Consider the following 12,912-nt stretch of genomic DNA (forward strand, 5'->3'; position numbering starts at 1 on the left):
TAATAAACGCAGGAAAACTTTAAAAATGACATTAAAAAATTCTTCAAATTGAACAAATCTGAGATGATTATTATTCAGATCGTGAATGAATGATTAGAAACCATGAGCCTCAAACTCATAAATTCTTGCTGCTTGGTCTCCTCCCTGTGTTGGTTGTTGCACGGTTAAACGAACATACCTTGCTTCGGTTAATGGAATCGAATGCTCACTAACGCCAGATGAGTTGTCCGCCACCGTTACAGCTTCATTCCAATTCTCACCATCCATACTCGTCTCTATCTTAAATGCCCGTGTATTAAATGCTGAAGGTTCTCCACCAGCTTCCGCATGCTTTATAACAAACTGAGATAATTGGTACACTTCACCTAAATCAATTTTCAACCAATGATTCAAGCCTATTGCGCACCATTTACTGTTATTTGTTACCTTACCATCCACGGCATAACTCGGTCCTTCACTTGGTGCGCACTGTCCACTCGCAGTCGCTATTTTATTTAAAGCAACATTCCCTATATTTCTAGCCTCTTCTGAAATAGTTATGAAGTCCTCTTTAATTAGAGTATCTTCTCCTTCACTGTTCTTTGCGACTAATCGTACTGTGTAAGTTCCTTCCTCTTCATAAACGACTTTAGGACTTTGTTCCGTACTTGACGATGGTAATGCTCCATCAAAGTGCCACTCAACTTCTTCTGTTGCTTCAGATGATTTATTGAAAAATTGAATTTCATCACCTGGTGCACCAATAGACTGGCTCACACTAAAATCAGCCTTTGGTTTTGGATATGGCGGCCATTCAAAGGTTACTTCGGCTCCTGCACTAGGTATAAAATCATTACTAATTGAAACGACTTCCAACGACGTCACATTTTCTTTCCTATCTCTTCTTAGACTAGGAATAAAGAAAACATTGTTTGGAGTAGCGCCAACAAATTCTTTTTCTCCATTTTCTAGGTAACGATAAATTTCGAAATGGCTATTGTCTTTACTAGCTTCCCAAGCCAAAGAAATGTCTGCATATAATTCTTTATCAAAGGATGTGTTACTCACGTTTAGATTAGTCGGAGGACTAGGAACAACTTTATCCTCGTTCTTACTCGTAACCTTCAATTCTCCAATATTCATTTGGTAATCGCTAATTAGGTCCTTACTTTCAAAAAATAGTGATAATGTGACAATACTTTTGCCTTCAAATTTCTTCAGCTTAATTCGTTCTGTTACCCAATCATTGTGACTTTGTTTCTTAAGGTCAAGAAATTCAACATCGTCCTCTTCTCCGGCAAAGCTGACTCCTACCTTCATATTTGGTTTTTTCGATGAAGATTTATAGGTAACAAAGATTTCCGTATCTTTCTCAACAGGTAAATTTGTTTTATAGAGCTTTACATGCGTCGCATTTTCCGGCGATAAGTCACCATATACTTTTAAGGAACTTCCACCGTAATACGCACTCTCCCAGTCAAAGTCAACAGATAAAGCTTCCCCATTACTTTCTCTTATCCAACGCCAAGTAGGTAGTACATCCTGTAAGCTTCGGTTGTTCCAGGATTTTTCAGATTTCACTTCTCCATCAATGGAAAAGAATTTTCCACTTCCTGTGTTAAAGTGAGTAACAAATGGTAGCTGATTGATGACTGTTGTTTCCGTAAAGTAATGAGCCATCCCCTTCCAACTGTCTGGATTACTAACGGTCTTTGTAGGGTCACCAGTCTCGCCTACCCAAAATTCTTGTTCTTTTGAGTAGAAATCCTCCATGTTATCGGTTGTTTTAAACGCCCAATCTGGTCGATAAATTCCTAATGACGTATAAGGAGCTTCTCCTTCTGGAAAAAGATTAGACCATTGTACAAATGTATTTGTCCCATCTGCTTCTACATCAATACCAGAATACAAATCATAAGGACTTCTTCCAACTTCTAACGCCTTATCATAAGAGCTCTTCTGACTATTATTCCACCACCAGAAATTCAAGAACATACTATCTGAAACTCTAGTACTATCATCTTGTAAGAACATTTTATTATTATCAGTGAAATAATTTTGCCAACGAATCTCTCCAGATGAAATCATTGAATCATACCACATAATATGCATTTCTTCTGGCTTGTTTTCTTGCAAGTAATTTAGGAAGTCCTGCATTTTCTGGGCAATCTCTGGAGTTCCTCCTTCTGTTTCTTGATTGATGAACCAGCCATCGAACCCATAGTACTCTGCTACTTCTAATAGTTTATCTGCTGCTGGAAATGATCCGTCCTCACGTTGTGATAGCATTTGATCTACCCATTCTTCTTGACCACCGTATACACGTGGTGGAAAGAAGACATTTCCTAATATAGGAACACCATTTTTATGTGCTGCATCAATCACATCCGCACTAGGAGGTGTTATGATTCCTTCCCCTGCAGAACCTGCCCAATAAACCATTAAATCGACATATTGCCAATAACTAAATGTATTTGCAAAAAATTCACTGCCCCCTTGAGAAGGAACACCGCTCGTATTGGAATTCAAAGCAGATAATGCTACTAACTTTGCATCTGATTGCTGTGTTTCATTGATAGGAAATAACAATTCTCTCTCTGCTAGAGGAATAGCACTCCGATTATACTCAGCATGTGGGTCAGTTTCTGGACTCCAGTTCAATAATGCTTCTGGAAACCAGTAAGACGATTCTGGTTGACTAGCTAGTCCATTCCCTGGAAGTAAAACGATAAACAATACCACAAAAGCAGACAACAATAAACTAAATTTTTGTTTCATAGTTTTCCCCTCCTAATTAAGTACAAAATAGGCCACCTTTTAAATAAATGCTTAATAAATTTAATGATCTACTAGAGTCATAGACCACCTCCTTCAGAGCATAATAAAAGAAATAGACACCTTCGAAATAAAGCGCTTTCAAAGATGTTTAGTTTCTCATCTAACTCTTGTTTAAAACTATGCGAGAAACTAAACAGAGTCAACGTGTTCTGAATAACTGCTATGTTTTTTTCATTAAAACTAAACTATTTACAGAAAGACAGAGGACAGGTTCTTTGGAGGAAGGTTAATTGCGAATATTTGAACTTATTTGTGGTGAAGGTTGATTGAGGAAATACATACAAGGGATATTGCACGCGTTGTGAAGTTACTAACTTATCATCCGATCATCATGAAACAAAAATCTGCTAGTTAACTGGATTAATTTTAAGAAGGAGGGACAAGGAACCTGTCCCCATTACTCCATCATTTTAATTACAGCCGCTATATTCCGCGCTGTATTCTTCGTATTTTCATATCCTGTTTTAAGGGCTTCTTCTAACGAAACAGCACCTGGAACAATACTGAATACCGCGTCTATCCCGTGATCATATACATTGGTATACTCATCGGTTAAACTTCCGGCTAAGGCAATGACGGGCACATTGAATTTCTTTGCTGCTGTTGCGACACACGTTGGTGTTTTGCCATGAATCGTTTGATGGTTGATGCCACCTTCACCTGTAATGACAACATCAGCATCACGTATTTGCTCTTCCAACTTTGTTACCTCTATAACTAAATCGCCGCCCCGTTTTAACACAGATGGAAGAAAAGCAAGCAGTCCTGCTCCTAATCCACCAGCCGCTCCAGACCCAGGGACATCTATAATATCTTTCCCTACATCACGTTTAATCACATTTGCGAAATGTTCTAAATGTGCATCTAGTTGTTGAATCTGTTCTTCAGTTGCCCCTTTTTGTGGACCATAGATAGCCGATGCTCCTTTTGGACCTGTAAGTGGATTATCGACATCACAAGCAATCTCCACGCTGACACCTTTCAACCTTTCATCCAGGTTTGTGACGTCAATACGTGAAAGTTCTCCTAACCCGGCTCCTCCAAACAGAATGTCCTGCCCTTCTTCAGTTAGCAATTTCCCACCTAATGCTTGAATCATTCCAGCTCCACCATCATTTGTAGCGCTTCCACCAATGCCAATAATGATTTTCTTTACCCCTTGCTCAAGAGCTCTTACAATTAACTCTCCTGTCCCATAGGTAGTTGTCAGCAGTGGGTTCCGTTTATCCGTTGGCACTAGCTCAAGCCCTGATGCAGCCGCCATTTCAATTACAGCCGATTTTCCGTCTCCTAGCAATCCGTAAAAGGCTTCGACCTTCTCACCCAACGGCCCTGTTACGTTTGCATATTCAATCGTACCACCGGTTGCATCTACTAACGATTGAACCGTTCCTTCTCCCCCATCTGCCATCGGTACTTTTACATACGAGACATGGGGCAACACTTCTTTGCATCCCTCTTCAATCGCATTGGCAACATCTAGTGCAGTTAAACTTTCTTTAAAGGAATCAGGTGCGATGACAATCTTCATGGTTCATTCCCCCCTATTCGTAACATAGATTTCATTTCCCATTAAATCTACCATCTACAAAAGCTAGATTCATTGTTCAAATGACCAAAGTAATCTGCCGTTAGTCTCCTAATTCTTTGTTCGTCTGACCAAACTACTCTTTATCTGCAATAAGCTTCTCAATAATCTTTGCTAGATACAATTCAAATAAATCCTTATAGTCTCTAGGATCCTTTCCCGTAATCTCTTTAATCTTCTCTAGCCGATATTGCAAGGAGTTCCGATGGATAAAAAGCTCATTGGCCGTATTGATCGCTTTCCCGCTTTCTTGTATATACACTTCCAATGTCCTTTGAAGCTCACCTAACTCATCGTGTTCTTTTAACTTAGTAATCAAATTCAAAAAAGGATTTTGATCAACGGATTTAGCTAGTTCATTCACGAAGACATACATTGAAAAATCGTCATATAACAAAAGATTTTCGTGAGGGGCTAACTTTTCTCCCACTACTAGAGTTTCTTTCGCCTCTTGATAGGACTTAGAAAGCTTATCAAGCTCTGTATAATAAGTTCCAATGGCCACTTGGACAGCGGGATCCATTTTCTTTAGTCGTGACAGCCAAATCCGAATCGTACTTAGTGTACGTTCCTGATCGCAACGTCCATGTACGACTTGTACCTTCTTAAGAATAATCACTTCTCCTGTGTAAGTGGGAACGACTAGATCGCCCTCTTCTTTCATTTCATTGATCACAAACTCAACTTTTTGATTGCTTTCTAATTGATGTGCATGGCTTTTTAATACGACTGCCACCCTAGGAATGTGTAAATCAATTTGTACAGACTTGGCCTTCTCAAAAAGTAACTCCTCCCTGAGAAGGTTGCCGCTAATTAATTGATGAACAATTTCCTCTTTTAAACGTTTATCTAGCTGCAGCTGACTTTGCATAAACGCCTGTTCAATCATCATTTCGGTCGTAACCTTTACTAGTTGTCCATAACCTCTCGCTTCATCAAGATCTCCTGTAATCCCAACAACACCCAAAACCTTTCCTTGAAAAAGAATCGGTAAATTGATGCCTTCTTTGACCCCTTCCCATTGATTTGTATCCACTTTTCGAATCTCAATCGTCTCTTTTCTCCTGACAACTTCATGAGCCACTTGATGCTTTTTGAAAAGACGCCGTCGATCACCAGAACCAATGATTCTCCCATCGTGATCCATCACATTAATATTAAAAGGCAAAATCGCCATTGTTCGATCAACAATTTCTTGGGCAAGTTGTTCCGTTAAGTACATTGGCATTTATTCGTTTCCTTTCTATCAGTAGAAAAGGGCGGACAGAGGGACAGGTAGGTTCCTAGTCCCTCACTTTTTTGAGACACCGATGATTCTCGACAATTGTCAGCTGGATACCCCTTCTAGCTTCTTAAGTTTCCCCAGTATATCATTCCGACTTTCTTTATCCAATTGCCGCAATGCGGGTACTGCTTGGAATTTCTAATTTATTTATATATTGCTTGATTTCGCTATCAAAAATTCTTAAAAATCATGCTAGTTAAGTCGATTAATTTTAAGAGGAGGAAGGAAGAGGGACAAGGAACCTGTCCCCACTGACTGCAATGATCGATTGCCTGCTATTCCGGTTAAAATCGAGATCGCTCCATCAATATGAGATGCCGCTCTGTTAAACTCATCTTTTCGCGGTTCATCAAATAGGTCTTGTAACAATAGCGGGTCTCCACCACCATGTCCACCTTCCCCTTCTATGACACTCACTTCATAAGGCTTACCGAACATCGGTAGAATCGTGATCGACTTATCTTGAAGGGCCCCTTCGTCAGCCTTTTCTCCACCTGAGTTAATATAGGACTGCTCTCGTATCCGAACTTCCATCCTCCCTTTGCTTCCGTTAAATGAAACGATAAACCCTTCCCATGGCAAGTACGCATTTAAGGAATATGTTAACACTGCTTTGTTTTTATATTGAACAAGAACGCCGAGCGTATCTTCAATATTGATTCCATCACCGAACACACTTTGGTCACGTTGGTACCCATCTTCCTTTTCAGCGTCTAAATACATCGCTTTTAAATGAGGATTTTCCTCCATATGCAGCGCAAACGGGTCACCTTTTGCATGCTCGCTTCCATGTGCGCGTTGATAAAATTCTGTCACGCCTCTTTTTTCGGCATTTTCCCTCCCATAAAAACGCAGCCCTCCAAACGAACACACAGTAGAAGGTGTTGTTCCGAGCCAAAAATTGACTAAGTCAAAATGATGAGTCGATTTGTGAACTAACAAACCACCACTGTTTCGTTTATCTCGATGCCACCTTCTAAAGTAGTCAGCACCGTGCTGAGTATCAAGCGCCCACTCAAAGTTAACGGAATAGACTTCGCCAATGACATCGTTCATGATTAACTCGCGGATTTTCGTATTGTGAGGAGCATATCGATAATTAAAGGCTACACGGACTTTGCGTCTTGTTTTCTTTACGGTTTCAATAATTTCTTGACACTTCTATACATCAACGGTCATTGGCTTTTCCGTAATGACATCACAACCTAGCTCAAGTGCTCGAATAATGTAAGTATGATGAGTCCGATCAACAGATGTAACAACAACAACATCAGGTTTTTCCTTCGCAATCATTTCGTCAAACTCGTTATTTTTATAAAGACTAACTGATTGATACTGATACTTTTCATGTAACAGCTTATTTGCATATTCCATTCTCGTTTCGTTTATATCACAAAACGCTACAAGCTCACTTGTATGTTTAAACGTTGTAACTAATGCCCCATAAAAAAACTCAGCTCTTCCACCTGTACCGACAAGAACATATTTCTTTTTTTCCATCATCTTTCACTCCTCTTCAACACTTTTTCTAGTTAATTCATACCTAATATACGGTCTTCACCCCTTTCCATCAATCGTACTTTTTTGATTACCCATCGCTTTTAAGTAACATTATTTTTGTACACTAGCACTTTTTTTGATAATGGTAGAAACCGAAAGTGTAATAAGGAATACAGCTAATTTTTCCTCATAGCAAAAACCCTTTAAAAAAAATCGCTCCCCATTCACATGAAAAAGGCTCAGAGAGATCTCTCTAAGCCTTTGATTTGTTTCTTACGATTTTAAACTGTCCTAAGTTTTCTGTTTTGATATCATTTCTTTTTTCAAAATGACTTCATCGACTAACCATTTGATGAAAGCCGCCTTTAAAATATAGATAGGGAGAGAATATATATACCGCCAATTTTCTAATTTATAAATCCCTAACCAAACCGTAAAAGGTTCAAAAATAAATGTAAAGACGATTGCCATAATTGTGTTAGCGACAATAAACTTTTTCCATTTTGGGAAATACTGATATAACAACATATGAGCAACAATAATGATTCCCTGGTCAATTGCAATTAATCTAGGCATTATATTTACCAATTGATATGGATAGGACCAAAGCTGTGTCTCAACCCCCAAATCATCCATCATCATCACAAGTATCATTAACAACGTCCCAAATAAAAGGATTTGGGTCATTCTTTTTTTATCTACGAATCTCCACCAAATAAACCAAGGAATAAAAAGAACAAGTAAAAGCAACCACCATTGAAACGTAAACAAATTTTCAGTAAGCCAATATTCTACTTTCAAATCATAAAATTGCTGTTGGATATTCCGTATGTCATCGAAAGTTGGATATTTTTCAGTCATGTAAGCGATCCTTTTTCTGCATTTTTTATTTTCAACCTCTTTTCTAGAAGTTACTTAAAATAAAGAAATAAGTCAAAATTCAACACTATTAGGACAATAATCAGAATACTAATTCCCCACGCCAAAAGAGGTTTCCTATAATGAATTGGAAATAAAATAAACATCATTAAAATAAATAGGATTGAGTACCAAATATTCCAACCATTATGATGAGAAAATAAGCCCACATAGAGATTTGTACACTCCGCAACAATATATATGCTAACCCATATTGCGAAATGAAAGACTTTATTACTCCATTTATCTGTTCTAAAGAAATAGTTCAAATAAATCAAAATCGTCGCAGGATATATAACCACCATATACAATAATGAGATCGTTGTATGATTGGGGAGTAGTTCAGCAAAAAATATTTCCTCGTATATCCATAAATCATGATTATATGCTAAAAAATTATGTAGTAGGTCACATAGAATAAAAAAGAGTATGGTTGGATAATATTCTTTCCAGTTTCTCCAATCCCCCCAACGCCAGGCAGCTAAAAAGTAAATCAGGTTATAGACGATATGCATATGGTACCATTTCCTTCTTTTTAAAAATTAATTCGTTATTAACTATAGTATGTGAAATGAATTTAATTTAATGCCTTATTGATAACCTGTCCCTCTGACCTACCTAACCTAGGCCATTCTAACTTACGCCATAGTATTTGTTTTTTACAAATAACCCAAATATTACAAGAAAGTCTCGTTTTGTACAAATACAACGCTTACATGATTGTCCTACCATGAAGTGATCTTAGACTAGTAGACAAATTCAGAAATAAGAGAGAGGAGTGACGAGATGCTTAATTTGAAAAGTAAGCAGATCATACTGCGTTTCCCATGGAAGTATGACACGCTTCCCTGAGATGTTCTAACCTTGCCATCTTTTACCGAAAAAGAACCTCATAAAGCAATGATCAATACGAGAAATAATGACTTTCTTAGCAAACTAACCATCTTATTTCCTCCTAATATATTAAATAAGTTTTGAGAAATTTTGTTAATAGAACTCCTCTCCACGGAAGGTCGTATTGATACTACCGCTTTAATAATTCCATTAATTACACTTTTCACCTTCCATTTTTTCTCTTATAAAAATATATTTTTTCTAGGTCTTTTAGTACTTATCAATAAGGAAATAGTTGAACTCAATATCTTTATTGCAACCGAAAAAGTCAATGCGCTGTGAAATTGACTAGCTGACTTTATTGAGGCTGATGTTACATGTTCTTAACCAAAACATCTCTTTCCATAGTTTTTACGAACAAAAGGTGCGTTTCTTTCTTGACGGCTTTAAAACATTACTGATATTCTAAGTCCATTGTCCATGCTAGATAATGCCCCATATCCTACTTTACAAAAGGGTGCACTTTTTGAATAATCATTTATAATAATTCGAATCGGTACTCAATATATTGGATGCCAAGTTGGAGGTTTCTTTTGGATTTTATAATAAACTCATTTAAAAAAATGACTTACAAACAAATACTTTTTTACATAATAGTTGTACTTTGTTTTACAGCCAGTGTTGTTTTTGTTAATAATAATTATTCTTTCTATGAACGTCCAATAGCTGAAGTCATAAAGACGAATCTGATAGACAAAACCGAAATGATTGATTTATTAAATAATGAAGATTATCTCTTCACACAGAATATAATTGCAGAAGTAAAAAATGGAGAAGAAAAAGGGAAGCTTATTCATTTAGTTAATGACTATTCATCATCGAAAGCTTATGATCATGAATTTCATGTTGGAAATCAACTATTTGTTACAATTGATGCGAATATAGAAAATAATGGAGATTTAACTGGAACTATACAAGACGTAAAACGTGATAAATATCTTCTGATTGTTGCATGGATTTTTATCTTTACGTTACTTTTTGTAGGAAAAAAACAAGGGTTGTACTCTATTATAAGTTTGGTAATCAATGCACTACTGTTATCATATGCATTGGATGTTTATCTGAATAATTCAAACATAAGCCTACTGTTGATATGCAGTATAAGTGTTATTTTATTTACTGTGATTTCCTTATTACTCGTTAACGGATTAAATGAAAAAACATATGCAGCCATTATTGCAACCTTAATCGGAACTTTCATTTCACTATTCATTACCTACCTGGTTTTATGGTTAACCTCAGAAAAAGGTCTACGGTATGAAGAACTGCAATTTATTACTCGACCATATCAAATGGTGTTTCTGGCAGGATTATTCCTTGGATCTCTAGGTGCCGTTATGGACGTAGCCATTACAATGTCCTCTTCTATCTTTGGGTTGTATGAAAAGAATAACAACATACCAATAAAAGCACTGATAAAATCAGGAATGGAAATTGGAAAAGATATTATGGGAACCATGACAAATATTTTGTTTTTTGTCTATATAAGTGGTTCTATTCCAATTCTTATTCTCTATTTTAAGAATGCTTCTCCATTTGGTTTTACCCTTTCCATGAACCTTTCATTGGAATTGGCTCGAGCGTTAGCTGGTGGTATTGGAATTGTGTTAACCATTCCAATAGGTCTGTATACGGCTATTTTTTTCGTTAATAGAAAGAGGGCCAGATTATGAATGTACTCGTGGTGCTAGCATCCATTTTATTTATCTTAATGACCCTTATTGGAGGAAGAAAAGGAGTAAGGTCTTTTTTGGCTTTATTTTTCAACTTTGGTGTGATCATTATTACCATTATGTTCATGAATGCCCCAAACATTAATCCGATTACCTTAACCTTAATCGCATGTGTAGCAATTAGCTGTATCAATCTCTTTTATATTAATGAAGTGAACAGCAAAACAAAAACAGCATTCACTTCTTCTATCATCTCAACCATTATTTTACTCTTTTTTATTTTTTTCATAACTGATAAGGCAATGATTCAGGGTTTTGGTGAAGAAGAAATAGAGGAACTTAGTATATTTTCCCTTTATATCGGGGTAGACTTTGTTAAAATTGGCGCTTCTGTGATCATTATGAGTACAATAGGTGCCATCACTGATACCGCCATTGCTGTTTCATCTCCCATGCGTGAAATACATTATCACAATCCACAAATTAGTAGAAAAGATTTATTTACATCTGGATTAAATATTGGGAGAGATATCTTAGGAACAAGTACGAATACGCTCTTTTTCGCCTTCTTTGGAGGCTACCTTGCATTGCTAATCTGGTTTAAAGATTTATCATATTCAGTGGGGGAAATTGTAAATTCGAAAATATTTAGTGCTGAAATGATAACTATACTTTGTGCTGGAATTGGTGTTACTCTCGTTATTCCTATTACTTCCTGGATTACTGCATGGTTTTTAGTGAAGGGGAAAAATTGAGACACCTCAATAGGAATACCCTGTTACCGGGGCAATGCAATGTAGTCTAGTTCCATTTTGGACAGAACGCTTGGAAAAAACTGAAATGGTTGCTCGTCAGGTGTCGCAACGAGGTGGAACGATATATTGTAAAAATAATGGTGACCGTGTAAAAATTAGTGGTCGCGCAGTTTTATATTCTATCGCAGATATTTTTATTAATTGAAATAAAAGTGAAAGGACTCCACACAAATGAATGATCAGATTGATGAATTAACATTATTATTATTGCATTTAACGTCTTTTAAAGAGGATTATGGTTTAGGTGAAGCTCAAAGGAGTTGGAAAGGTTATCCTTTTGAGTCGCTTAACGAATTATCAGAGAATGACTTCATTCGTGACAGTAAGCGATCAAAATCAGTATATCTAACAGAAAAAGGGATTGAACACGCTAAAGAGCTGATGAAGAAATATAATATCAAAGAACAATAACGGTCCCCTTAACACAAAAATGAGTTATTAACAAACTAAAGTGTTACCACGAAGTGAATTTAATCCTCGACCATAGAAATTTATTTTACTATGGTCGAGGATTTTTTAGTTTAAAACGAACCATTCCTAAGGGCTCATCCTTAAAATAACAAATTAAACGCTGTTCAACTCAATCATTTTTTACATAATCAAACAAAAGATAAATATATACAAAACTAGTTAACAGGACATGTAGGGACAGGTCCCCACCGTCTCTATTACAGCAAAAGAGCCGTCACCATCAGGTTGGTTGCTGCAATCGCAACAACAATGGCTGCGAGTTTCTTGATGTTTGCTTGAGAAAGCTTTGCGAAAAACCGAACCCCAATACGAGACCCGATAAGGACACTAACTAGTCCCACTAGGAAATACCCCAGAAAGCCCAAGGAAAAATCACCATTTACTCCGTGCAACGTCACGGTTATGAGCGCGGTAAGAACAAATGTCACCTGAAGATTGGCACTGTATGCATATTTGTTGTCATGATAGAGCAAAAGGAAATAAAAAACAAAAAATGGTCCACCAACAGCAAACATTCCACCTACAAGACCCCCACCGAGTCCTAGGATAACAGGAAGCCAAGTCCTATTAACCTTCGAATCTGGCTTCGGAGGTTTGCTTCGGAATAAATAAATAACAACCGCAAGCAAAAACACCCCAAGGAATACCTTCAAAATGTCTTGTTCCCCATAATAATGCAAAATAAAAAATCCACCTACACGCCCAATCAGCGCAGCAGACAAAATGACGATGATTGTACGCCATTGAATATGCTTAAATAATTGCAAAGCAATACTCACCGACAAGACAAGTGCCAATGACACAACAAGAAGTGTACTTTCTTTTACCGTAAACAATAAGGGCAAAAAGCTCATCGCGATCAGTCCAAAGCCAAACCCACTAACCCCTTGAATGAAACTCCCAAAAAGCAACACCAAAAATATAATGGTCAATTCTAATAACATACAACAG

The 12,912-nt window shown here is 37.1% G+C and carries 10 protein-coding genes and 1 pseudogene; 4 read left to right on the forward strand and 7 right to left on the reverse strand.

Annotated elements, in window-relative coordinates; all coding sequences use genetic code 11:
- Positions 1–93 precede the first annotated feature (93 nt).
- From SLH51_RS00155 to SLH51_RS24380, 6 genes and pseudogenes are all read right to left on the reverse strand, one after another.
- Positions 94–2,757: an endo-beta-N-acetylglucosaminidase gene (locus SLH51_RS00155; protein WP_335958184.1), complete on the reverse strand. Its 2,664-nt coding sequence runs from the start codon at positions 2,755–2,757 to the stop codon at positions 94–96.
- Between the two features lie 457 nt (positions 2,758–3,214).
- Positions 3,215–4,348, reverse strand: coding sequence for a glycerate kinase (locus SLH51_RS00160; protein WP_335958185.1), 1,134 nt, complete (start codon positions 4,346–4,348; stop codon positions 3,215–3,217).
- A gap of 133 nt (positions 4,349–4,481) precedes the next feature.
- Positions 4,482–5,633 (reverse strand): CdaR family transcriptional regulator, encoded by a 1,152-nt coding sequence (locus tag SLH51_RS00165; RefSeq protein ID WP_335958186.1) that lies wholly within the window; start codon positions 5,631–5,633, stop codon positions 4,482–4,484.
- A gap of 249 nt (positions 5,634–5,882) precedes the next feature.
- A pseudogene (locus SLH51_RS00170) lies at positions 5,883–7,190 on the reverse strand (Gfo/Idh/MocA family oxidoreductase).
- Positions 7,191–7,481: 291 nt separating this feature from the next.
- On the reverse strand, positions 7,482–8,051 hold the full coding sequence (locus SLH51_RS00175) for a CBO0543 family protein (protein ID WP_335958187.1): 570 nt from the start codon (positions 8,049–8,051) through the stop codon (positions 7,482–7,484).
- A 50-nt stretch (positions 8,052–8,101) separates the two neighbouring features.
- On the reverse strand, positions 8,102–8,623 hold the full coding sequence (locus SLH51_RS24380; protein ID WP_390183745.1) for a CBO0543 family protein: 522 nt from the start codon (positions 8,621–8,623) through the stop codon (positions 8,102–8,104).
- 942 nt (positions 8,624–9,565) lie between these two features.
- Between SLH51_RS24380 and SLH51_RS00180 the strand changes: the two genes are divergently transcribed.
- Genes SLH51_RS00180 through SLH51_RS00195 form a run of 4 tightly spaced genes read left to right on the forward strand, consistent with a single transcriptional unit; the run spans position 9,566 to position 11,901 of the window.
- Positions 9,566–10,675, forward strand: a complete 1,110-nt coding sequence (locus tag SLH51_RS00180) for a YibE/F family protein (RefSeq protein WP_335958471.1) — start codon at positions 9,566–9,568, stop codon at positions 10,673–10,675.
- A complete protein-coding gene (locus SLH51_RS00185) occupies positions 10,672–11,430 on the forward strand; it encodes a YibE/F family protein (RefSeq protein ID WP_335958188.1) in 759 nt (252 codons plus the stop codon). Before SLH51_RS00180 ends, SLH51_RS00185 begins: the two co-directional genes overlap by 4 nt.
- 34 nt (positions 11,431–11,464) lie before the next feature.
- Positions 11,465–11,635, forward strand: a complete 171-nt coding sequence (locus tag SLH51_RS00190; RefSeq protein WP_335958189.1) for a hypothetical protein — start codon at positions 11,465–11,467, stop codon at positions 11,633–11,635.
- 26 nt (positions 11,636–11,661) lie between these two features.
- Positions 11,662–11,901: a DUF6429 family protein gene (locus SLH51_RS00195; protein WP_335958190.1), complete on the forward strand. Its 240-nt coding sequence runs from the start codon at positions 11,662–11,664 to the stop codon at positions 11,899–11,901.
- 257 nt (positions 11,902–12,158) lie between these two features.
- Here the strand turns inward: SLH51_RS00195 and SLH51_RS00200 are convergent, their stop codons facing one another.
- Positions 12,159–12,905 carry a sulfite exporter TauE/SafE family protein gene (locus tag SLH51_RS00200; protein WP_335958192.1) on the reverse strand — a complete coding sequence of 249 codons (747 nt, stop codon included), beginning with the start codon at positions 12,903–12,905 and terminating at the stop codon, positions 12,159–12,161.
- Positions 12,906–12,912 lie beyond the last annotated feature (7 nt).

The organism is Halalkalibacter kiskunsagensis (genome assembly GCF_037027555.1).
Lineage (GTDB): Bacteria > Bacillota > Bacilli > Bacillales > Bacillaceae_D > Halalkalibacter > Halalkalibacter kiskunsagensis.

Coding starts and splice junctions, on each gene's coding strand:
- SLH51_RS00155 (WP_335958184.1), bottom strand. CDS start 2,757: ATGAAACAAAAATTTAGTTTATTGTTGTCTGCTTTTGTGGTATTGTTT.
- SLH51_RS00160 (WP_335958185.1), bottom strand. CDS start 4,348: ATGAAGATTGTCATCGCACCTGATTCCTTTAAAGAAAGTTTAACTGCA.
- SLH51_RS00165 (WP_335958186.1), bottom strand. CDS start 5,633: ATGCCAATGTACTTAACGGAACAACTTGCCCAAGAAATTGTTGATCGA.
- SLH51_RS00175 (WP_335958187.1), bottom strand. CDS start 8,051: ATGACTGAAAAATATCCAACTTTCGATGACATACGGAATATCCAACAG.
- SLH51_RS24380 (WP_390183745.1), bottom strand. CDS start 8,623: ATGCATATCGTCTATAACCTGATTTACTTTTTAGCTGCCTGGCGTTGG.
- SLH51_RS00180 (WP_335958471.1), top strand. CDS start 9,566: ATGACTTACAAACAAATACTTTTTTACATAATAGTTGTACTTTGTTTT.
- SLH51_RS00185 (WP_335958188.1), top strand. CDS start 10,672: ATGAATGTACTCGTGGTGCTAGCATCCATTTTATTTATCTTAATGACC.
- SLH51_RS00190 (WP_335958189.1), top strand. CDS start 11,465: ATGCAATGTAGTCTAGTTCCATTTTGGACAGAACGCTTGGAAAAAACT.
- SLH51_RS00195 (WP_335958190.1), top strand. CDS start 11,662: ATGAATGATCAGATTGATGAATTAACATTATTATTATTGCATTTAACG.
- SLH51_RS00200 (WP_335958192.1), bottom strand. CDS start 12,905: ATGTTATTAGAATTGACCATTATATTTTTGGTGTTGCTTTTTGGGAGT.